Here is a 23,547-nt window from a genome sequence, read left to right on the forward strand (position 1 = left end):
AGTTTTTATTTATAGTGATTTATACTGTTATTTCTAATTCGAGGCACAAATTTACGTGTTTATTTTCAGATAACCACGCTTTCCCTATTGACTTTCTTCTTTTTATTTTGTATATTTGAGGTCAATAATAATAAAGAAACAACAATGAAATATATAATTTTTATTACATAAAGTTCAATAGGTTAATATGCGAATTGCATAACGAGGATAACGAATGGGCAAGAAACTGTGAAGGTTCTTGCCTATTTTTGTTGCAATAATTCTATTTCAGGTATTGAAAGTGTCAAAAAAGAGTTTATAATAAATTTGGATACTATTTATAATAAACCTTTTCGTTATTTATTAAAAACTTGAATAGAGTTTATTCGATTTCGAGGCTTTCGTGTAAAGAAGAAAGAATGATTGCAATGAATAACCGGCATCTTCTTTTCTTATTCAATAAATAATTACTACAATATCCTGAATAAGTGTATTGATTATATTATTTTACAATATATCATTGTTTTGCTCGATAATCGATCATTCAATGTACAAAGCTCCTGTCGTCTGTTCAATCAGATCGGACTTATGAGTCAGTTCCGGATTAAATAGAAACCATCATTGAGTCAAAAAAAATGCAGAAATCGTCTGTCATATCATATAATTCTGTAATTTTGTTGTGCAAGCCCCGTAAAACTAAAACAGTATTTCTAAGTTAATCTTTTAATACTAAAAAATACATATAAGTATGAAAATGAATCTTCATTGTTTTGCGAATCTTATCCCGATAATGATTCTCGCGCTTTTCTCGAATAGCGGACTGATAAACGCAACCGAAGTCGGAAAACGTACTGACGCATTGGAAGCATCAGCCTGGAACGAATCCAAATGGATTTCCGCAGTAAACGCCCCTGTAGTGAAAGGACATAACAACGGTCGCGCAGCCGATGGAGCGAGTTGGTTCGTGTCCACCGTGAAAAACGAACAGAAAATTGTCTCTGCCAAGTGGATGACCGCTGGACTGGGAGTTTACGAGTTGTATGTGAATGGGAAACCCGTAGGCGAGGAATTTCTGAAACCGGGCTTCACACACTATGCCAAGACCAAACGTTCTTTCACCTATGATATTACAGACATCATCCGTACCAAGCCAAACGCCGAGAACATGCTCTCCGTACAGGTGACGCCGGGATGGTGGGGTGACAAAATCATAACCCCTGGAGGATATGACGGTATGATAGGCAAGAAATGTGCCTTCCGTGGTGTACTGGAACTGACTTTTTCTGACGGAAGCAAAAAGCGTTACGGTACTGATCTTAAAAACTGGAAAGCCGGAATTGCCGGTCCAGTGAAACATGCTGGTATCTTTGACGGAGAAGAGTATGATGCACGCGAGCCGATGGGCTACGAATGCGTGGAGAAACTCTCCACCCCCGAAGAGAACACCGAATTCTCTGGCGATATCCTGCCTTCGGATGGAGCGGAAGTTTATCTGCGTACTGATCTCGCACTTGCTCCTGTCAAAGCATACGTTTGGAAGAATGTAGAAGGAGCAAAGGAGAATGAGTTCGGTAAGGTAATTATCGCCCGTGAGTTCGCATCGGGTACGGAAATGAACGTAAATCCGGGAGAGACGTTAGTGGTGGACTTCGGACAAAATTGTGCCGGCGTACCTTCTTTCGTATTCAAAGCCGCCGAGGGAACGGTGCTGACCTGCCTCCCTGCAGAGCTGCTCAATGACGGCAACGGCGCCAAGATTCGTGGCATGGACGGTCCGGAAGGAAGCTGCCATCGCGAAAACCTGCGCATCCCCCACACCGGTATCCGTCTGGATTATACCTTTGCTGGCGGAGATAACTATGTGGCCTATTATCCTCACTGCACCTTTTTCGGCTACCGCTACGTCTCCATAACTGCCACCGAGAATGTTGCCATCAAGTCGTTGAAGTCCATCCCCGTTACTTCCATCGCAAAGGAACTGGAGACCGGCACTATCACCACAGGCAACGACCTTGTGAACAAGCTCATCTCCAACACTTATTGGGGACAGCTATCCAACTACCTGTCCATACCCACCGACTGTCCGCAACGCGACGAGCGTCTGGGCTGGACAGCAGACACACAAGTGTTTGCAGAAACCGGTACGTTCTTTGCTAACACCATGAAGTTTTTCCATAAGTGGATGCGTGACATGCGCGACACCCAAAACAGTTTGGGTGGATTCCCCGGAGTGGCTCCCTTGGCACAATACGGTGATGAGAAAATGCGTTTGGGTTGGGCCGATGCCGGAATCATCGTGCCTTGGACGGTATGGAAGCAATTCGGTGATACGCAAATCATCGAGGAGAGCTGGGACGCCATGGACCTGTTTATGAATCACATCAACGACACCAAGTATAACCACGAGACTCTCTGCGGTGAGAACGGCAACTACCAATGGGCCGACTGGTTGAGCTACGAACCACTGGAAAGTTGTAGCGGACTGGCTTTTTCTCCCCAAGGTCCGCTTCCTGATGCCGTCAGCTATTGGAACTATTTGAGCGCTTCCTACTGGGTGATAGATGCTTTCATGATGCGAGATATGGCTGCCGCCACTGGTCGCGATGCCGCCAAGTACCAGCAAATGGCTGATTCGGCAAAGGCATACATCAAAGAGAACTTCCTCAACGAAGACGGCACCTTCAAAACCGCCATCCTCAACACCATGCAAACTCCTGCCTTGTTTGCCCTAAAGAACCAGCTTTTGGAAGGCGAACCCAAAGCGAAGATGATAGACCGCCTGCGTGAAAACTTCGCACAGCACGATCTTTGCTTGCAGACCGGATTCTTGGGCACATCCATCCTCATGGCCACCCTCACGGAGAATGGCATGGAAGACATTGCCTATGAACTCCTCTTCCAACGTAAGAACCCAAGCTGGCTATACTCTGTGGACAATGGAGCCACCACCATTTGGGAACGGTGGAACAGCTATATGATAGACAAAGGAATGGGACCACGCGGTATGAACAGCTTCAATCATTATGCCTACGGATGCGTATGTGAATGGATTTGGGAAACCGTTGCCGGCATTGCAGCCGATCCTGCTACTCCCGGCTTCAAGCATATCATTATGAAGCCCATTCCAGACAAGCGATTAGGACACGTGACTGCCGAATACCGTTCCGCCTCCGGACTCATCAAGAGCGCCTGGAAATACGAAGGAGACACCTGGATTTGGGAATTCACCATTCCTAAGGGTGTTACCGCTACCGTAACTCTTCCTGGAGAGGTGAAGTCAAAGGAGTATGGAAGTGGAACTTACAAGGTGACTAAATAAAGTATGTAATTGCGATAGTTTCTCATGTAGAAATTGATATTAAGGAGATGTGTAGAAACTCTCTTTTTAACGTGATTACCCTCATTACAGCTATCTGTGATGAGGGTAATTATTCATTTTTACAATATACGGTTTATATCTTCTCTTTCTCTTCTTTTTCTATCATCTCATCGTAATACGCCATGCGTGCGGCACATTCCCGAATAGTTACTTCGCGGAGCACCTCTGTTCGTGCCAGCATATACTCGTATTGCTCTTTGCTAACGGTGAACAGTCGATTATATCGGGCTTCGATATATGCTCTGCATAATTTATCAAATGCTTTATTATCTTCGAAAGTATGAGTTGGAAACACATTTGCGAATTCTCGTGAACAGCTCCTGACCATTGCTCCCAGCACTTTCAATTCATGAGATTTAGGGCGAATGCCGCTATACACGAGCGTAAACGTTTTGTAGTAACGTTCGCAGGCTTGATGTAATTCAAATGAACCTAGTTTATAATTCTCTTCTTCTTTATCCAAATGTCCATGTCTTAAGAATCCTTCTGCTAAAGGAAAACATTCTGCATATTCTTCCTCTGCATATTGCTTAATCTCCCGATACGGCAACTTCTCCGGTTTGCCAATCTGAAACGTGCCGTCGTCATACAACAGAATACCGTCTTTTATAATCTCATAAAAGAAATAATGCTTCCTTCTTATAGCTCTATTAATGGTCACTGGAGTTTCTACAATAATATTAGGCGGTGCCGGATGCCGCTTTCCTTCCATTCTTGTATCATATTTAGGAACGATCACTTCGCGCGCATGCCTCTCTGCTTTATTTGCGTCTCTCGTATCACATATCACCAGAATATCCAAATCACTTTGGTAGTAAGTAGTTACTCCACGTTCATCGTATGTTTCATCCCAGATGACATATTTTCCCCGCGCATAACTTCCATACAAGATAATCATACGCACATTCGTAAGATTCGACAATATCAGCTCTTGTAACACCGCCAACTCTTCTTGCGTGCGTTTGGGCAAACGTTTTATTGATCTTTTCATATTGTTAGCCTATCTGTTAAACCTCTTCACATATCGGCATATCCATTCCTTTGTATACCACCACAATCTTATGAAGTTGTGTAGTGCCGACTGCTCTCTTTACCGTATCAGTGTCAGCATAGCGATTGGCTTGTGCAATAGCTTCCTGTCGCAGTTCTTCCACGCGGCTTTCGGGATCTTTATACTTGGCATACTTCAGTTCCACAATGTAGCTGTGCTTCATGTCGGAATAGATATCCAGTAGCGGACAGAGGAAAATATCGACATAACCTGCTTGTGTGTCCTGTTCGGAAATGGGACGGTAGAAACGATTTTGTGCCGTCATGGCAAGCGTAAAGCCGTGGACGAAAAATTCACCTTTCTGTTTGTCACGCTGGGAAGTGTAACGTTTCAGGCAGTCGGCAATATAACCGAAATAGGCTTTCCAGTCGCCTCGGTAGGCAAGAGCGCTGGCAAGTTCGTTTTTTTCGTAACTGCTGAAATTGAGTTCGGCTTCGTTGTAGGTACTCAGCAGATAGGTGTATATTTGTTCGCGGACTACCTGATTGGGGATGGTGAGTTTGGTCCTTCCTTCATACGTGCCGCTAATGGTGAGCATACCGAAATAGTAGAGCAGGCTCACAAAGTTGTCGGGGTTGGTAATATTGACGGCAGGAAAACCTTTTTTCAGTTCTCCGGTGACGTAGCCTTCGCTCACCAATGTCTGTATGATGGAGGCATCATGGGCAAACTCTTTGTCCTTCCGGATGAGCATACGTAATTTTTCGTAGTCGATACGGATATTGTCTTCTACCATATCCCGGGGGGCTTTGCCTCGTTGAATATAATTCTTGACGAAGTAGAGTACCATATTAGAGTTGTACATAGTGGTTTCACCATAACATTCTTCCGCAAAGCAGTAGTTGTCATACCAAGGTTTCATTATTTCTATCAGTTCGTCCACACTGTGGTTGAATGGACTGGTGGTGGAATAGTAAGTGAGCATTTGGCGCACTTCTTCTTCCGTGAAACCTATCATCTCGTTGAATTCCGGTGTGAGCGAGTAGTTGGTTCCGATATTGAAACCACTTGTGAGGTCGTCCATTGTCACGGGGCTTACACCGGTAATGAAACAACGCTCGATACTGGAATAGGTTCCGGCTTTAATTTTATTGAAGAAGGCGCGCAGATAACCTTCGCCATGTGTTTCGTCCGTATAGCGATGCAGGCTTTCTATATCCGAGAGGATGGCATTGGTGAAATGGTCGTATTCGTCAATAAAGAGGTAAATACGTTGGTTGGTCTTATTACATTCTGTGAACAGGTATTCAAATTGTTCGACAGCTCCTTCTTTTTTGTCGAGTTCTTCCTTGATGCCTTTGGGGAGATAGTCGGCGTAAATGTCACAGAAATAGTCGAACATTGTTTGGCAATGCGCGTCCAGTCCTTTGCGGTAGTTGTGCAGTTCGCCTACTATTCCGGAGAAGTTGAGGTATAGTACCAGATAGCTGTTTCGGTCGCGCGTAGGGTGCTTCCCAATGTAAAGGTCGCCAAACAGGGCATCGAACTTATCCTTGGCAAGTATATCATAATAGTGCTGCAACATATTTACAGTGAGGCTTTTGCCGAAACGGCGCGGACGAATAAAGAAGAAAAACTTGTCCGCCTCTTCTATCATGGGTATAAACCGGGTTTTGTCCACATAATAACAGTCGTCGCGGCGGATTACTGCAAAGTTCATCATGCCGTATGGGATACGTTTCCTGTCCGGTGCTATATATTTTTCCATAACTTATACCTTATTTTAGGAACTTTCTTTGAACATAAACAAAGGTACGGGCTTTTTGTTACTTCTCCAAACAAACATTCCATAACTTCTCGCTATCTTTGCACTCTATTAAACAAACATCACCACCATTATGGAATTGAAGCATGGATATTACCATCTGATTGCGATACTTGTAGTTGCTATCTGGGGACTGACCTTTATATCAACCAAAGTACTGATTAATCACGGACTGACCCCTCAGGAGATATTCTTCTATCGTTTTCTTATTGCTTATCTGGGCATTTGGGTGATTTCCCCCAAACGTCTGTTTACGAGTAACTGGAAAGACGAACTTTGGTTGATGGCAGGAGGTCTTTTCGGTGGCTCACTCTATTTCTTTACCGAGAATACAGCTTTAGGAATTACGCAAGCATCTAATGTAGCTTTCATCATTTGCACAGCTCCTTTACTTACCACCATTCTTTCCCTTCTCTTTTATAAGAGTGAAAAAGCCACCAAAGGTTTGATTTATGGTTCCATATTAGCTTTAATCGGAGTGGGACTGGTGGTCTTTAACGGCAGTTTTGTACTTAAATTATCTCCGGTAGGGGATTTGCTTACTTTACTTGCTGCCCTGTCGTGGGCATTTTATAGTTTGGTGATAAAGAAAATGACAGGGCGTTACCCCACTGTATTTATCACCCGCAAAATATTCTTTTATGGAGTATTGACCATACTTCCCGCCTTTCTTCTTCATCCGTTGCAACCGGATTTAGATGTACTTTTAAAACCGGTTGTATTATCCAATCTCTTATTTCTGGCCGTCCTGGCATCCTTGGTTTGTTATGTCCTTTGGAATGTGGTATTGAAACAGTTGGGAACCGTTAGAGCCTCCAATTATATCTATCTCAATCCGTTGGTGACTATGGTAGCTTCGGTTATCATTCTCCACGAAAAAATCACGTGGATTACATTATTGGGAGCAGGTTGCATTATTTTTGGAGTCTATCAGGCAGAAAAGAAATAAGAAAGAATTTTTTCTATATGCAAATAAGAAATTCTTTCTTATTTCAGTTTGAATGACAGATCTGTTTTATATCTTATTTAGCGAGTAATTGGAGAATTTTATTACTAACATCGCTGTTTTCCTGAACACCGCCAAAAAGCTTGGATTGTGGACCGTATGCAAACAGTGGAACCATGATTGGTGTATGTCCTTTAGATACAAACATTGCTTTCATTTTGCCTTCTTTTATGTTTCCGTCACGTAAAGCTAATGCTCCGGTTTCATGATCAGCTGAAATAATCACTAATGTATTTCCATCTTTTTCTGCAAATCTGATAGCAGCTTCTACCGCCTTGTCAAAGTCCAATACTTCACGGACAACTGCCGAATAATCATTGCTGTGCGCACTTTTATCTATTCGGGCACCTTCTACCATTAAGAAGAAACCGTTAGTACTCCTGCTCGAAAGATAGTCAATAGCCATTTGGGTGGTAGACGGAAGGAAATCTCCCCGGTTTTCGTTTACAGAAGCCGTTTTGCTCTTTGTGGGTAAATATCCCAGTTTTTTAGATTTCTTGATAGCTTTGTCATTCGGCTCTTCTATGATGGTAAACTCTTTTTTGATTTCCTTTTGAACGTTTGGTGCTTGTTTTTCAAATAGTTCATAACTACCGGCAGAAAAGAATGTCAGCTTACTGTTAGGGAGATCCGCCCAAATTTCTTTAGACATTCCACGTTCCGGTTGGTGAGCAAAGAAAGCAGCAGGAGTGGCTCCGTCGAGATTGTCAGTGGTAACGATTCCTGAAATGTAGCCATAGCCGGATAACTTCTCCGGTAAGTTGGGAATAACTTGGTTATTTTCATCCATTCCGAGCGCTCCGTTTTTAGTTTTTTTTCCGGTTGAGTAAGCAGTTCCGGAAGCAGCTGAATCTGTTGTAAACTTGTTGGCGGATTGCGTTCTGACGAAACCGCATGTTTTTAAATTAGTGATAGTAAGCTGTCCTTGATTGGCATACATTCCTGAACAGATATGTGCCAGTCCCATGCCGTCACCTATCATTAAGATGACATTCTTCACTGGTCTGTCGGTAGCATCCATGTCAAATGAAGGAACATACGAACTTTGTGGATTTTCGTTCTTAAAATCTCCTTTGACGATTTCTTGTGCTGATAGATTATAGCAAAAGAATAAGGAGAAAATAAATAAATGAGCTTTAAATTTTACATTCATGGCTAATATGTTTTTAATTAGAAGTAAGTAATTCGGATATGTTGACTGTATCGTATGGCTTTTCTCCAAATGCGGCATAATATTCTAATTGCATCTTGTTGTTTTCTTTGTTAATAGAAAGGATGCCGTAGCCCGGTAAATCCATTTGTTTGAAAAAACGGATATGGGGAGTTTCTTTATCAATCCATTCCATACGCTGTTGTAGAGTAGAAGGTTGCCATTGTGGGTGTGCCGTTACAAATTCAGGACCATAGTCTGCAACTACATTTTTCGGAACCAGTATATTTTTATCTTTGATGACACTGTTGACGAGAATCTGAACGATAGGTCCCCAAGGAGTGTCCCGACAGACAACGGAGTATAGATGCAGATGTGCACAGAGCACGATTGCTTGTTGACTGGCAATGATTTGCAGCAATTGTTCCCTCTTGGCATTATCTTGTCGGAATACATGCCAGCATCTTTCGTTTACCGGAATCACAGGCTCGTGTAACATGACAAACTTGTAAGTTGCCTTCGAGCCGGCTAGTGACTTTTCTAATTGTTGTAGCCCTTCCGGATTCCGATCCCATGGATCATAACACACAAATAATACATCATCAAGAGTAGTAGTGTAATTGGCTGACTGTAAGGATGGATGTCCTGCCAACTTTGCCATATTGGGTAAGTATACTTTTTCAAAAGCTTCTTTAGCCCCTGGCCCTGTGATATCATGATTACCTTTAGTCATAATGAAAGGTACTTTCAGATTCATTTTGTTGACAGCTTTAAAGGCACTGTTAGCCATCTGTATTGCTTTTTGTGGAGAACCGGCCAATCCTTCTGACAAGTCCCCCATTTGCAGAACGGCTTTTATTGACGGCTGGTGTTTTTGAACTTGCCCGCTGATTATCCGGGAGAATTCCGGCCATGTATTTTTCGTGAATACTGAATATTCTTTGGTAACTTGGCGCAGATCATCCGGTTTGGTGGATAACCATTCCATATCGTGATCTTCCAGTAAATCATAGTGTATATCTCCTAACAAGAGAAATGAAACTTCTTTTTCATTTTGCTCTTGGGAGTATGATTGCAGAGAAGTCAAAAGCGATAAAAGGACAAATAATATTTTATTCATATTCTGTTATTTATTCATTTCAAAAGAAGGGGGTACACTGTCTGCCGCCCAATTCTTATTGGGAGTGTTTCCCATTGTAAATTCCAGTTTGCCGCCATTCATCAGTTCTTTATGTTCGAACCAGGATTGGTTCCAATCTTTGCCATTTAATTTGGCTGATTGGATATATTTATTTGTCGGCGAATAGTTGTGCGCAATGACTTCGAATGATTTGCCGGCTCCTGTTTCAATAACTGCTCTTTCGAACATAGGAGTTCCGATGACATAAATAGGCAAACCAGGAGTAATAGGATAGAAACCTAGCATGGAGAAGACTACAAATGCTGACATTCCTCCGCCATCTTCGTCGCCCGGGAGTCCCATCAGGTCATTTCTAAACCATTCATCGAGCAATGTCCTTACTCTTTTTTGAGTTCTCCAGGGCTCTCCTATATAGTTGTACAGATAAGGAATGTGCATACTGGGTTCGTTAGCCATTGAAAATTGACCTACATTACCCGTATGATCCGGTAATTGCGCATAAAATACATATTTGGCTTCGCCCAATGGGGTGTTATACATCGTTTCAAGATTATTTCTGAATGCTTCTTTCCCTCCCATCAGTTCAATTAAATCAGCAATATTATGGGGAACATCCCATCGGTATATCCAACCGTTATTCTCGCCGTATGCTTCACGAGCACCTAATCCACCGGCAGTGGCATAATCAAAGGGTTCTATGAATTTGCCTTTTGCATTTTTGGGATGGAAAAATTTTGTTTCAGGATTGAAAATATTCCGATAGTTTTTACTCCCTTGTAGAAAGTAGTTATAGTCTTTCTCATACCCAAGTTGTTTGGCTATTTGTGCCAGACACCATTCATCGTAAGACGTACCTAGAGTGACGGCTACTGGTTGGCGTTTTTCAAATGGGTGTACTTCGTCAGCTGTTTCTTGTTCTCCCGGTGCCAATGCCGGTAAATATCCGTTTTCCCAATAGAATTTTGTGATTTCACCTCCCTTTATGCCTGACCACGGGGCTAACGTTTTTTCTGTAATACCAAGTTTGCAGGCTTCGTAAGCAGCTGATAAATCAAAGTTACGGATTCCTTTTATATATGAATCAATAACAGTGGCTACACCGTGATTGGAATTCATTCTACGGCTGTCTCCCGTAACTTCAGGAAATGTAGGCATCCAGTTATGTTCCATTTGTTGTGCCATTCTGATAAAAGACTGAATCATGTCAGCTTCCATTTCTGGTTCGATGATAACACGTAAGGGGTGGACTGCTCTATACGTGTCCCAAATCCAATCGTCGGTATAAAATGGGACAGAATCTTTGTGGATACTATTGTCGAAAGCACTGTAATAGCGGTTGTCTTCCGAAAGGCAAATCATCCGTTCGTAAGTCCGGTAGAGGGAAGTATAGAATATTGCTTTTGCATTTTCGTCTATTCCTTCCACTTTGATTTTACTTAATGTTTGGTTCCAGATGTTTTTGGCAATGTTCATCTGGTTTTCTACATCATAATCTTTTATTTCCCGCTGTAGGTTGGCTTTTGCTTGCTTTTCATCAATGAAGGAAATGCCGTAGCGAACTTTGATTGTTTTTATATCTGTTGAATATAAGAGAGCGATACCCACGTTCTTGCCTTTTATGGCAGTGTGGCTGTGATTTATTTCTTCTTTGCTGACAGTCATCGTTTTTTCCGGCAGTGCGGAAGTCTCCATATAAACATATACTTTGGTTTGATGATCTATGTTCTGATAGCCGGAAATGGTATTCTCCGTAGTTTTAAGCTCACCATTGGTGGTACTAAGTATTAAATATGGAGCATCGTTTTTCCGGAAACTTAGTTCATAGATTCCTGCCTGGTGGGAAGGAGCGAATTTAGTGGAAACCTCTTCTTCTTCAAAATAGGAAGAATAGGAATAGGGTTTTATCACTTCATTATCATAACAATAGTAATATACCGGTTGTAATCCGCTCTCTGCTCCCTGATAGAAAGACAGGCTGAATGCAGACTTTCCCCGATGCGAGCTGACAATGACCGGTAAGCCTTTTATTTTATCAGAAGTGTAATCTGCTCTTTCCGGATAGATGCGGAGCATACTATTGGGAAGATGGACAGTTGGGTAAGTAGGAACTAACAAATGACTGATATTCCCCATATAAGGATTTACATAGTCAACCGGAGTTGACACTACCTCTTGCTTGTTGCTGCATCCATTGACGATTAAAATCATTAACAGTACTAACGGAATGAATTTTCTCTTGTACATAAACAGATTTTTTTATTTTTCGATGGTTTTAATTAGATTTGCTGTAAATATATAGTAGTTTGATTAATGAAAACTTAATGTAACCTTAAAATCTATCTTCTACAAATATTTTTTTTGTAAAGTCTCGCCATTAAGAGAATATTAATCTAATATTAATCACCATAAAATATCTTTGGTTCATCTTTAATGCATTAATCAATACTGTATTCTTTAATTTAATAATTAAGTATTATGAAAAACTACTTCCTATTCTTATTCTTTTTAGTAATAAGTGTATCGGGTTATGCGCAAGGAAAGCGTATAACGGGTAAAGTGACAGATGCTGCGGATGGAATGCCTATCATAGGAGCTACGGTGGTAGCTGTTGATCCGGATGGTAAGACGAATGCTAAATCGGTAGGTACAATTACCGATATAAATGGTACGTTTACACTTCATGTGCCTAATGGATGTCAAGAATTGAAATTTTCGTATGTCGGAATGGAGACGAAAACGGCTAAAATTACCGGTTTGACTCATATCAATGTATCTTTGGCCAGCACGGCGAAGGCTCTTGATGAAGTGGTTGTTACCGCTCTCGGAGTGACGCGTGAAGCTAAGAGTCTTAATTATTCACGGCAGAGTGTAAATGCGGAAGCCTTGGCAGAAAATAGTAGTGGCAATCTGATATCTTCTCTTTCCGGTAAGGTGGCGGGGGTTACCATTACTCCTCCGGGAACGAGCAATGGTAGTGCGCGTATTGTCATTCGCGGAACAAGCTCACTGACTGAAAACTCACAGCCCGTATTCGTGATTGATGGTATGATTATTGAAAACGAACCGGGTGATACAAGTGTGACCGTTGATGGTGGTACAGGTTCTACCGACCTTGGTAATCCGGTAGCGGATATCAATCCGGATGATATTGAAAGCATTGAAATCCTGAAAGGACCGAATGCAGCTGCACTTTATGGTTCGCGTGCAGCACAGGGAGTTGTATTGGTAACCACTAAACGTTCGAGCACATTCGAAAAAACAAAAGTATCTTATAGCGGAAATTTTCAATTTGAAAAAGTGAACCAGTTTTTAGATTATCAGAATGGTTGGGGAACAGGAGAGAACTCTTATTTGCTTGACCATAAACTGACACTTCAACCTAATGGTAACAGGTTGCAAACAGATTTACCGAATTTCAGTGGTTATAATTCTTCTGCAGGTGCTAAATTGCGTAGCTGGGGAGCGCCTTTGTGGGATCAGGTTATCTATGGACATGACGGTGTACTTACTACTCATTCTTCACATCCGGACAATGTGAAGGATTTCTACGAAACCGCCCATCGGTACACACATACATTGGCTGTGGAAGGTGGTTCGAAAAAGAATAATTATCGCGTATCGTATACGAGAAGTAAGGGTAATAGTGTAGTACACGGTATCAATGAAAGCTTTAAAGATATATTCAATCTCCGGTTGATGAATACGATTACCAAATGGATGACTTTAGATTCTAAAATGACTTACTCACATGAAAAGGTAGACAACCGTCAATATATGAATGGTTCGGATAAGAATCCTATATATGCGTTTGTTACTCTTCCCCGTTCGCTTTCTATTGATGTATTGAAACATTATAAGGATGAAAATGGAAATGAAATGATTCCGATTGGTGAACGTGGTTATAATCCGTATTGGAATATTTATGAAAATACGAACTCTGACACGCGTGACAGGGTGAGCGGATCGATGAATCTGGAAGTAAAATTACTTCCGGGCTTGAAGGCGGTAGGTAAAGCCGGACTGGATGCTTATTGGTGGAAAGGAATGGAGTTCTTTAATCTGGGTGCACGTAGTGATGTGGACGGTGGTATGAAGAACTGGATCAATAACAGTACTTCTACTAACTTTGAAGCTTTATTGATGTATAATAAAACATTTCATAAAATATCAGTCAATGCCATTGCCGGTATTAGCCGATATGAACGCAACTCGGAGAAAAGAACGGAAAGCGTGAATAGCATATTGGTTCCTGATTTCAAGAATATTTCTAACTCGAATGAGTATCCTAGTGCCACTCAACTGCAATCTAAGAAGATAATCCGTTCTGCCTACGGCTCGGTGTCATTAGGTTACAATAGTTATGTTTATTTAGATGTAACGGCCCGCAATGACTGGTCGTCTACTTTACCACTGGATAATTGCTCTTATTTTTATCCTTCTTTTGGTGCTACGTTTATTTTTACCGATGCATTTAAGATCAAATCACCTATCTTGTCGTTCGGTAAGATTCGTGCTTCTTTTGCTTATGCCGGTTCTGACACAGACCCCTATCGGATTAATCAAACCTATAAGTTGGGTAGCATTTATAATGGTTCACCTTTGCAAACCATTAGTACAACTTTAAATAATGATCAACTTTTGCCGGAACGTAACCGTTCTTTGGAACTTGGAGCTGATCTCCGCTTTTTCCATAATCGTTTGGGTGTAGATGTAACTTATTATCGTTCTGATGCCTATGACTTGATAACGAAAGTCGCTTTGCCGGTGCCTAGCGGTTATAGTTTTAAATTCTTGAATACAGGTCATGTACGTAATCAAGGATGGGAAGTTGTGTTGTCTGCTACTCCGGTCAAGACCAAATTGTTTGAATGGAATGCGAATATCAACTGGGCGCGTAATCGGTCGGAAGTGATTAAGGTAGTGGACGGAAATCCTAATGTGCAATTATTGAAATCAAGTAATGTCAGTATCATGTTGGAAGAAGGTATGCCTTATGGAGTCATTCGGGGACGTGCTTGGAAACGTGATGACCAGGGACGTAAATTAGTCGATTCTTCAGGTAAAATATTGGTAACGGATAATACGCAATATTTAGGCTGTGCCGAGCCGAAATGGACGGGAAGTTTTGGAAGCAATTTCAGAATCCAGAATTTTACAGTTAGTTTCCTGTTTGATGCACGTATTGGAGGAACTCTTTATTCGGGAACATGGAATAGAGCGACAACAGCCGGTGTTGTTGCCGAATCTGCCGAAGGACGTGAAGGATATTATTTGAGTAATGTGATTTATGGTGAGAGTAGCGCGAAGGCAACTTCCGGTTATCAATATCCGGACGCTTATTTTGAAGACGGAACGCCTTGCCTCTTGTTTGTCAAACCTAATAACCGCTATGCTAGTTTTGATGAAAGATCTGTATTTGATGCTTCCTATATTAAATTCCGTGAACTCTCTGTTGCTTACAGTCTTCCGAAGTCTATCCTAAAGAAATTGCCGATTAGTGGTCTACGACTGGCTGTGGTAGGACGTAATTTGGCTATTCTTCATCAAAATACTCCTAAAGGCATAGATCCGGAGGCTTCTTCTTCATCAGGAAATGCTCAAGGTATAGAATATGGAGGAATGCCGCCCGTATCTTCTGTCGGATTTGATATTAAACTAACCTTCTAAAGATAGAATATTATGAAACAGATTAAAATATTATTAGCCGGTTTTGCTGCAATGGCCATTTCTTTCGTTTCATGTACGAATGACTTTGAATCTGCCAATGCCAATCCCAATGAACTGAATGAAATTAATCCTGAATATTTGTTCAATACGAGTTCTTATTATACGCTGAATGCTTTTTGCGGAAGTATGAAAAAAGTGTTGTTGGCCAACTATAGCCATTATTATGGTGGAGCTACTGGTGGACAGGTACAACGGTATGGAAATCAAGGTTCAACTAATGATTCATATTGGAAGAATGTATATAACTATGCTATTTTTCCTGTTCATTTTATACAAACGCAAATGGAAAATGACGAGCAATATCACAATCGTGTACTTATTGCTAAAATATGGGAAAACTATCTTTTCTCACAAGCAGTTTCTATTTGGGGAGGTATTCCTAAAAGTCAGGCATTTAATGCCGGCGAGAGAGTGCCTTACGATAAGGAATCGGATATTTATTATGCTATGCTGAATGATTTGAAAGCATGTGCCGACGGGTTGAAGATGGATGGAGATGTTTATAAAGCAGACCCTATTTTTCCTTCAGGACAGAAATCCAGCGATTTATTGAAATGGAAGAAGTTTGCCAATTCACTACGTTTGCGTTTGGCCGTTCGTATTTGTAATGCTGACCGTTCGAAAGCGACTGAAGTGATTGATGAACTTATGGAAAATGAACAGAACTTGATGACAAGTAATGAAGATAATTGTCTTTTGCAATGGGGAGATAACGCAGATACAAGAAATTATTTTTATGATTATCTGGTTATCAACCGTGAAAGTAATTTGGATAAGCTTCACTCTGCCGGCGAATCGATTCTGATGTATATGGCTCCCTATGCTGATCCGCGGTTGGAGAAATTTTTCACTCCTGCCAATGCTGCTTCTATGCCTGATAACTTCCATTGGGCACCTTATTGGGGACAACCGAAAGTATCTAATTTGCCGTCGGGAGTCAGCTTGTCTCCCAATCCGCATAGTGGAAAGACGGCTGATGATTACTCTCAATTACAGGATAAATTCACGGAGCAAAGTTATGCAGAGGTAATTATGAATTATGCAGAAGTGTGCCTGTTGAAAAGTGAATTGGTTCATAAAGGTTTGGGAAGTGGTTCGCAAACAGCCGAGGCTTATTACAATGCTGGTGTGAACGCTTCAATGGCTCAATATGGCGTAGACGGTGGAAAAGTGAATAATTATCTTCAGACTCCGGGAATTAAATGGAATACATTGACAGATCTCACAGTCACAGAAGAAGGTGAAGATTATTATAAAGATTTTATCGGCATTGTATCTTCTGCTATTACCTCTGATGAACCTGATCCGATTTATCGTCAGATTATCATGCAGCAATATATAGCTATGTTTTATCAATCGTTGGATGCGTGGACATTGATTCGCCGTAGCCAAGTATTGGAATTCCCGCCGCATTTCCAGCCGGAAACCGGATATGGTGCTGTAAATGCGGGCACCAAGGATAATCCTTATGCTTATATTCCTCAGCGATTGGTATATCCCGATAGCGAGAAAACAAACAATGAATATGAATTGACGAAAGGTATTGCAAATCTCGATGGTGGACAAGATGCAATGTCGACTAAGTTATGGTTTGCATTGCCCACTAAGACTAACCCTTATTTGACGAATAATTAAAAAATGAAGGATATGAAAAAGATAACTATTATATTGCTCGGATTCATCGCTTTGTTAGCTGTATCTTGTGATAAAGACGATCATTTGGCTCCTGATAAGAGCAAATATGTGTATGATATACCACAGACGGATTTACCTGTGGATGCGATAGTCGGTGCTTATTATACCAATATAACTTCCTCTTCCAGCTGGTTAAAGTCCGGTAAGAAAATATATGCCGGTACTCCTTTGTTGGGTGAATATTTGTCTACAACTAGTGGAGTGTTACAGCAACAGCTTGCTTGGGCGGATGAGGCTGCCTTGGACTTTCTGATAGTTACTTGGGATGCTGCTTCAGCAGATAATACATTGATTACCAACTTTAAGTCTGTACGTACGGCAACCAATGCAAAAGTTCGCTTGGTGATTAATTATAACACCAAACATCTGAAAGTATCTAATGACAAACCGCTTCAAGAGGAAGAGAATTTGAATAAGATGATCAATGACTTTACGAATACTTTAGTGCCTTTATTTAATGATGAGGCCTATTATAAAATGAACGGAAGACCGGTTATTCTAATAACTCCGTCTAACCTTTCTTCTTCTGCATTGAAGAGTATTGATTATTCTTTGGTCATCCCGGCATTAAAGAAGGCTGTATCAGAATTGGGGTATGATCTTTATACGATTGGAGAATTTACTACCGGTTGGGTAGCTCCGGTGAATTATGAGGAACATCAGATTGCTTCTTTTGATGGAGTGACAGTGAACGACTGGTCAACGAATATGTATGACCGTTATTATGCCTTTTTCAGTTTTGTTGATTTGAATTGGGCCAATTGGAAGACTACAATATCCAAATGGAATACAGACTTTGTTCCTTGTATCTTTCCTTCTTATAATGACCGTATCAATTCAACTTCAAGTTATAAATATACTTTCGGGCAAGATGGAGAGACTGCTGATTATATTAATTTCTGTAATGTAGCTAAACGGAATATCGGAAGTAAAAACATTGTGTTAGTCAATTCATGGAATAATTACCAGAAAGGAACGAATTTGGAACCGACGGAGGAAAACAAATCCGAATTTCTGAAGATAACCAGAAATCAATTTAAGAAGTAATAGTTATTAATAACGGGATACGACGCATCAGGCAGATCGTCGTATCTCGTGATAACAATAAATAATTTATGAGAAAGAAAATAATATCGGTCGTTTGTTTTCTCTTGGCTGTTTTTGTATCTCATGGGATAGCTGCGGATTCTGCTCCCTTTTTCTTTTTGCAATTAAGTGATCCCCAATTTGGCTTCATGGATAATAATAAGAGTATTTCGGCAGAAACAGAGGCTATGAATAAGGCTGTGACAGCTATTAATCAGTTAAAACCTCCGTTTGTGGTGATAACCGGTGATTTTGTAAATAATTCGAAGAGTAAGGAACAGATTGCTGCTTATAAGTCGATGATTGCTCAAATAGACTCTTCAGTAAAGGTTTATATGATTCCGGGAAATCACGATATAGGTAAGGTCAGCCGGGCTTCTATAGATAATTATAAAAAGAACTACGGAGAAACCCATTTTTCATTCAGGTATGGTGATTGTGCATTTATAGGTATTGATTCAAATATAATAAAAGAAGAGGACAAAGAGAGGGAAGAAGTTCAATTTAAGTGGCTGGAACAGGAATTACAGAAAACGAAGGATGCCAGATTCAAGTTTGTTTTTACTCATTGCTCTGTTTTTCTAAAGCGGATGGATGAACCTGTGAATTATTCGAATTTCTCTTTGCCTATGCGAGAGAAATATGTGCGTTTGTTTCAGAAATATGGAGTAAACGCAATATTTGCGGGGCATTTACATAACAATGCTTATGGAAAGGTTGGCAATATGGAAATGATAACGATAGGTCCGATAGGAAAGGTGCTGGGGACAGGGTATCAAGGGATGAATCTTGTGAAAGTATATCCGGATCGGTTTATCAGTGAATTTATTGCTTTAAATCAGTTCCCGAAAGAGGTGGTGATGTCTGATCCGGCGACAAAAACGACGGAGTCGATGAGTCGTGTCCGTTTCAAATCAATAAGGAATTTAGTGATGGCAGGGTATCAGGGTTGGTTTAATACTCCTGAAGACGGTGCTGGTTTGGGTTGGAAACATTTTGAAAAAGAAAAAGAGTTCAAACCGGGCAGGTGTACCATTGATCTTTGGCCGGATGTTTCTGAATATGAGAAAACCTATGAAACGGCTTTTAAGTTACCTGATGAGACACCGGCAAAGGTTTTTAGTTCGTATGATGCTTCTACTACAGATCTGCATTTTAAATGGATGAAGCAATATGGAATTGATGGGGTATTTATGCAACGTTTTGTTGTTTCTATACGAAATCAGAAAGGGAAGGATAATTATAATAAGATACTGAATAATGCTGTTCTTTCGGCAGAAAAGTATGACCGGGCAATTTGCCTGATGTATGACCTTTCCGGTATGGAAGCCGGTGAAGAAGATATATTGATACGTGACTGGAAAGAGCTGTGTGAGAAGTATAAACTAGTTTCCCGGAACAACAATCATTATGTTTATCATCATGGTAAACCGTTAGTTGCTGTTTGGGGAATAGGGTTTAATGATCGCCGTAAATATGGATATGAGCAGGTAAAGAAAATCATTGATTTCCTGAAGAGTGAAGGTTGTTCTATATTGGTAGGTGTACCTACTCATTGGCGGACATTAACGATAGATGCTGTTTCTGATACGCGATTGCTTGAACTGGTAAAACAGGCGGATATTGTTCATCCATGGTTGGTAGGACGTTTTGATAATCATACGTATGAGCCATATCGTAAATCGATAGAGGAAGATATAAAGTGGTGCAAAGCGAATGGTAAAGATTATATGCCGGTGTTGTTTCCGGGCTTTAGTTGGCATAACATGAAAAAGGATGCTCCGCAGAACATGATTCCGAGATTGGGGGGACGTTTCTTCTGGAAACAGGTGAAAGGTGCTGTAGATGCAGGAGCAGAGAGCCTTTATTTGGCAATGTTTGATGAGATAGATGAGGGGACAGCTTTCTTTAAATGTACAAATACACCTCCGGTGGGTGAAAGTTCTTTTATAACTTATGAAGGAGAAGCACCCGATCATTATCTTTGGCTGGCAGGTGAAGCTGCTAAATATTTGAGAGGAGAACTGCGTTCATCCCGGATGCCGGTTCGATAGGGATGTGGAGTATAATAGCCGGATATATTTCGTTATTGGTGCAGAGTAACTATATTATTTTAATATCCTAAGATTGAAAAAACATATTTTTTATATCTTTGCTTCAAATAAGCTTTTGCTATGAAATATATCCGACTGTTATTTTATATTTTATTTATCTCGAAGACTATAGTCACTTGGGGTGGTGAAAATATCGGAGGCCTTTCTTTTCGTGCTTATGAATATTCAAAAGATGAACGTACTTCATTCATCATACCGTCCGGCAATCAGGGAGTGAGATTCAAAGATTATTTATCTGTTTCTTTTGATTTGAAGATTAGGGAAAAAGGCGAGCATTTTGGTTATGTATGCCGTATGATTGTTGACAATAGAAATAGCCTCAATCTGATATTGGTTAATCCTGTGAACGAAGAGCCTTATTTGTGTTTGATTAAAGACCAGCAATATTTAGGAAAGATACATTCTTCTGCGACTATCGATATTCATGAGTGGAATAGGATAAAGATAGAATTGGAGTATAAAAATGATACGTTATATGTCAGAAATAATGGTTCTCTTATTTCTAAAGAGAAAGTTACTGCCCCGGATAATCATTCTGTTAAAGTCTGCTTTGGTGCTAATAAATTAGCTTCTTACACCACTTCGGACGTGGCACCTATTATTTTGAAGGATGTACAGATCGGTCTGGAACCTGGGAGCATAAAATATGAATGGTCGTTGGAGCAAGCAGTATCTGACACTTTGCTTCAGGACAAGTTTCGGCAGATGACAGCTTTTATATCAAATCCGGAATGGATTATTAATAGTCATATGTATTGGAAACATAGGAAAACGTTATCTTTTTCATCCAAGACTTTTCCTGTCCCGTGTGAAGATCAGTCGGCATGTTATTTTATTGCAAAAGATCGTATTGTCAAATATGATTTAATACGGAGTACAACTAAAGAATATGTTTTCTCGCCATTGATTGATGTAAATCGGATCACTAACCAGTTTCTTTTTGTTCCTTTGAAAGATAAAGGTAGCCAGTTGGTTTATTATGACTTTGAGAAGCCTGATGGGGAGAATTTGTCTTTTTTTAATTTTCAAACAAAAAGTTGGTCTATTCCTATCCAACGGAAAAGGCAGTCTTCTTATACACAACATAATCGGTTTTTCAATCCAAAAGATTCATCGATTGTACAAATTCTGGGATATGGATTTCATTTGTATACCCGTGAGTTGAATAGAATATCCCTGTCGGGTGAAGTGATAAAGGGAGAGTTGCCGGATGTGATTACTCCTCGCTATTTGAGTGCCATAGGGAAGACCGATTCGCTGGTTTATATTTATGGAGGATTGGGAAATGACTTGGGCAAACAGGAGTATGGGGTCGTTCATTATAAGGATTTGTATAAATTGAACTTGAATGATTATTCTTTGGAAAAAAAGTGGGCTATGCCGGAGAACCTTTGTGATGAGGTAGCTGCTTCTACGTTGATAGTTGATGAAGTAGAAAAAGGTGAACATGCAAAAGGATTGTTTTTTTCTTCAGGTCGTTTTCTATCTTCTCTGGTTTTGAAAGATTTAAATTTGGAGAATGGACAAGAAACTGTTTTAGGTGATACAATACCTTATACTTTCTTAGATGTTAATTCTCATGCAGATTTAATTTATCTTGCTTCAGAAAAATGTTATTACGCTGTAACAGTTCACCAAGTAGAGGGGAATAATTATGAAGCTAATATTTATTCTATTGCATCTCCAGTGTTGCCTATTCAAAATATAATAGTACAGGAAAACAAGGGGACTTGGTGGAAATTACTGTTTGTATGTATTTGTGTAGCAGGTTTAGGGGGAATTGGGTGGAGATTGCGGAATAGCAGAAAGCATGATAAGAAAGAAGTTATATCTATTTCGCAACAAGATATTTGTGAGAAAGAAGAAGGGGGCGTTTTAGATATAAATAGTGAAAAAGAAATTCAAGAAAATGACCACCTATATTCCTCGTTTGAAGCTCCTGTATTGAACACCACACCGGGAATTTATATGCTAAACGGATTTCAGGTAATTAATCGGGATTTAAAAGACATTACCGGAAAATTTACGCCTATCATGCGTCAATTATTATCTGTTATTATTCTTTATTCCAATCAGAATAATAAGGGGATTTCTAATATCAAGTTAAAAGAATTGTTGTGGTATGATAAGTCAGAAGAGAGTTTCTCTAATAACCGTAGTGTAAATATACGTAAGATACGTCTTTTGTTGGAAGAGGTGGGAGATACGGAGATATCATCAGCAAATGGTTATTGGTACTTTCTTAATAAGGGGCATGTATATAATGATTATACTATAGCAAATCAATTGATGCAAAAGATGGCGCCTTTAGATGTGGTTCATAAGGAAGATTTAGAAAAATTATTGAGTCTGGCTTCATTTGGTCAATTGCTTCCTAATATGCAATTTGATTGGGTAGATAGTTTTAAAGCAGATTATTCCGATTCAATGATTGATCTTCTGAGCCGGTTAAGAGATAGCAAGCAATTTGTAGGAAATGATAACTTGAGAATACAAATTTCAAATTGTATTCTGCGATTTGATTCGTTAGATGAAGAGTCTGTTCGCGTTAAGTGCCGTGCTTTAGTGGATTTGAAACGCATGGGAATGGCATATACTGCATTTGATCAATTCACCAAGGAGTATAAGCTAATATTGAATGAGGATTTTAAATATAGTTTTGAGCAGTTTATAAGTGAAGTGTAATGGGCAGACTTTGCCTAATTCTTTATTTATCATTTCACTCATGACGGTGCATAAATGAGCTAAACTGTGCAGTTCTGACTCATTCGATAGCGGAATACTGCGTAACTTACCTCTTTCTTTATAACTAAAGTATCATCTAATGCCACTATAAGATTATTGCCATTCATCGCTTTCACCTGATTCCTGAAATGCCGATGAATAAGGCTATAGCGGGTGAAAGCGAGGGGTAAAATCAGGTGAAACAGAACATTATCGGTTTCACCTTGTCTTTTCAAAATATCCTTTGAGCTAAAAACAATATCATTATAGCTAATCCGGATATCATTATAGCTAATGAAAATATGCTTATAGCAAATCCATTGTCAGGTATTAATAGATGAACTGTCAGATGTTAATAGCCTATTCGTCAGGTGTTAACACCTTGGTTCTCATCTATTAATACTTGAAATGGTACATCTATAGATTCAACAGATTGCATCTATATACTCATTGTATTGTATCTATATATTCAGCACGATGGCTATATATGTCCATCAATCGGTATAAATAAATTCAAAAGGTGAAAGCGACAATGGAAGGCTTCACCTGTTTTTTTCCTACGCTTTCACCCGCTATCTCCTTATTCATCGATGTTTCAGCTACAAGGTGAAACTGGTGAAACTTATGAATCAAAAGTTCATGTTATACTTATGCAAATCAGTAATTGAAAACAAAATCCAGGGCAGTCCGAAAACCCTGTGGGTTTTAAGGATAGCTGTTCTGATAGGAA

General features: G+C 40.1%; 12 protein-coding genes. 7 read left to right on the forward strand and 5 right to left on the reverse strand.

Features of this window, described 5'->3' with window-relative positions:
• Positions 1-727 precede the first annotated feature (727 nt).
• Complete coding sequence (locus KQP79_RS05245) at positions 728-3,298, forward strand: family 78 glycoside hydrolase catalytic domain (RefSeq protein ID WP_138343884.1); 2,571 nt, start codon at positions 728-730, stop codon at positions 3,296-3,298.
• Positions 3,299-3,431: 133 nt separating this feature from the next.
• On the opposite strand, the gene KQP79_RS05250 is transcribed toward KQP79_RS05245, so the two are convergent.
• Together KQP79_RS05250 and KQP79_RS05255 are read right to left on the reverse strand one after the other, a co-directional pair.
• Complete coding sequence (locus KQP79_RS05250; protein WP_138343886.1) at positions 3,432-4,349, reverse strand: HEPN domain-containing protein; 918 nt, start codon at positions 4,347-4,349, stop codon at positions 3,432-3,434.
• A gap of 16 nt (positions 4,350-4,365) precedes the next feature.
• Positions 4,366-6,117: an AAA family ATPase gene (locus tag KQP79_RS05255; RefSeq protein WP_061447925.1), complete on the reverse strand. Its 1,752-nt coding sequence runs from the start codon at positions 6,115-6,117 to the stop codon at positions 4,366-4,368.
• Positions 6,118-6,247: 130 nt separating this feature from the next.
• Between KQP79_RS05255 and KQP79_RS05260 the strand changes: the two genes are divergently transcribed.
• Positions 6,248-7,123 carry a DMT family transporter gene (locus tag KQP79_RS05260; protein WP_061447926.1) on the forward strand — a complete coding sequence of 292 codons (876 nt, stop codon included), beginning with the start codon at positions 6,248-6,250 and terminating at the stop codon, positions 7,121-7,123.
• Positions 7,124-7,196: 73 nt separating this feature from the next.
• On the opposite strand, the gene KQP79_RS05265 is transcribed toward KQP79_RS05260, so the two are convergent.
• The 3 genes from KQP79_RS05265 to KQP79_RS05275 are packed head-to-tail and all read right to left on the reverse strand — an operon-like array spanning position 7,197 to position 11,715.
• A complete protein-coding gene (locus tag KQP79_RS05265; protein WP_061447927.1) occupies positions 7,197-8,333 on the reverse strand; it encodes an alkaline phosphatase in 1,137 nt (378 codons plus the stop codon).
• A 13-nt stretch (positions 8,334-8,346) separates the two neighbouring features.
• Positions 8,347-9,450: a metallophosphoesterase family protein gene (locus tag KQP79_RS05270; RefSeq protein ID WP_061447928.1), complete on the reverse strand. Its 1,104-nt coding sequence runs from the start codon at positions 9,448-9,450 to the stop codon at positions 8,347-8,349.
• A gap of 6 nt (positions 9,451-9,456) precedes the next feature.
• Positions 9,457-11,715, reverse strand: coding sequence for a GH92 family glycosyl hydrolase (locus tag KQP79_RS05275; RefSeq protein WP_234120651.1), 2,259 nt, complete (start codon positions 11,713-11,715; stop codon positions 9,457-9,459).
• 231 nt (positions 11,716-11,946) lie between these two features.
• On the opposite strand from KQP79_RS05275, the gene KQP79_RS05280 reads away from it, so the two are divergent.
• The 5 genes from KQP79_RS05280 to KQP79_RS05300 all read left to right on the forward strand — a co-directional run bounded on the left by KQP79_RS05280 (position 11,947) and on the right by KQP79_RS05300 (position 22,778).
• A complete protein-coding gene (locus KQP79_RS05280) occupies positions 11,947-15,138 on the forward strand; it encodes a SusC/RagA family TonB-linked outer membrane protein (RefSeq protein WP_015531900.1) in 3,192 nt (1,063 codons plus the stop codon).
• Between the two features lie 12 nt (positions 15,139-15,150).
• On the forward strand, positions 15,151-16,833 hold the full coding sequence (locus KQP79_RS05285; protein WP_061447930.1) for a SusD/RagB family nutrient-binding outer membrane lipoprotein: 1,683 nt from the start codon (positions 15,151-15,153) through the stop codon (positions 16,831-16,833).
• Positions 16,834-16,845: 12 nt separating this feature from the next.
• Positions 16,846-17,940: a glycoside hydrolase family 99-like domain-containing protein gene (locus KQP79_RS05290; RefSeq protein ID WP_008023605.1), complete on the forward strand. Its 1,095-nt coding sequence runs from the start codon at positions 16,846-16,848 to the stop codon at positions 17,938-17,940.
• A gap of 68 nt (positions 17,941-18,008) precedes the next feature.
• On the forward strand, positions 18,009-20,033 hold the full coding sequence (locus KQP79_RS05295; protein ID WP_061447931.1) for a metallophosphoesterase: 2,025 nt from the start codon (positions 18,009-18,011) through the stop codon (positions 20,031-20,033).
• A gap of 120 nt (positions 20,034-20,153) precedes the next feature.
• Positions 20,154-22,778, forward strand: coding sequence for a hypothetical protein (locus tag KQP79_RS05300; protein WP_061447932.1), 2,625 nt, complete (start codon positions 20,154-20,156; stop codon positions 22,776-22,778).
• Positions 22,779-23,547 lie beyond the last annotated feature (769 nt).

It is taken from the genome of Bacteroides sp. DH3716P, assembly GCF_025914115.1.
GTDB lineage: Bacteria > Bacteroidota > Bacteroidia > Bacteroidales > Bacteroidaceae > Bacteroides > Bacteroides ovatus.

Bases quoted from the DNA above. Each gene is read 5' to 3' on its own strand.
- KQP79_RS05245 (WP_138343884.1), top strand. From the start codon at position 728: ATGAAAATGAATCTTCATTGTTTTGCGAATCTTATCCCGATAATGATT.
- KQP79_RS05250 (WP_138343886.1), bottom strand. From the start codon at position 4,349: ATGAAAAGATCAATAAAACGTTTGCCCAAACGCACGCAAGAAGAGTTG.
- KQP79_RS05255 (WP_061447925.1), bottom strand. From the start codon at position 6,117: ATGGAAAAATATATAGCACCGGACAGGAAACGTATCCCATACGGCATG.
- KQP79_RS05260 (WP_061447926.1), top strand. From the start codon at position 6,248: ATGGAATTGAAGCATGGATATTACCATCTGATTGCGATACTTGTAGTT.
- KQP79_RS05265 (WP_061447927.1), bottom strand. From the start codon at position 8,333: ATGAATGTAAAATTTAAAGCTCATTTATTTATTTTCTCCTTATTCTTT.
- KQP79_RS05270 (WP_061447928.1), bottom strand. From the start codon at position 9,450: ATGAATAAAATATTATTTGTCCTTTTATCGCTTTTGACTTCTCTGCAA.
- KQP79_RS05275 (WP_234120651.1), bottom strand. From the start codon at position 11,715: ATGTACAAGAGAAAATTCATTCCGTTAGTACTGTTAATGATTTTAATC.
- KQP79_RS05280 (WP_015531900.1), top strand. From the start codon at position 11,947: ATGAAAAACTACTTCCTATTCTTATTCTTTTTAGTAATAAGTGTATCG.
- KQP79_RS05285 (WP_061447930.1), top strand. From the start codon at position 15,151: ATGAAACAGATTAAAATATTATTAGCCGGTTTTGCTGCAATGGCCATT.
- KQP79_RS05290 (WP_008023605.1), top strand. From the start codon at position 16,846: ATGAAAAAGATAACTATTATATTGCTCGGATTCATCGCTTTGTTAGCT.
- KQP79_RS05295 (WP_061447931.1), top strand. From the start codon at position 18,009: ATGAGAAAGAAAATAATATCGGTCGTTTGTTTTCTCTTGGCTGTTTTT.
- KQP79_RS05300 (WP_061447932.1), top strand. From the start codon at position 20,154: ATGAAATATATCCGACTGTTATTTTATATTTTATTTATCTCGAAGACT.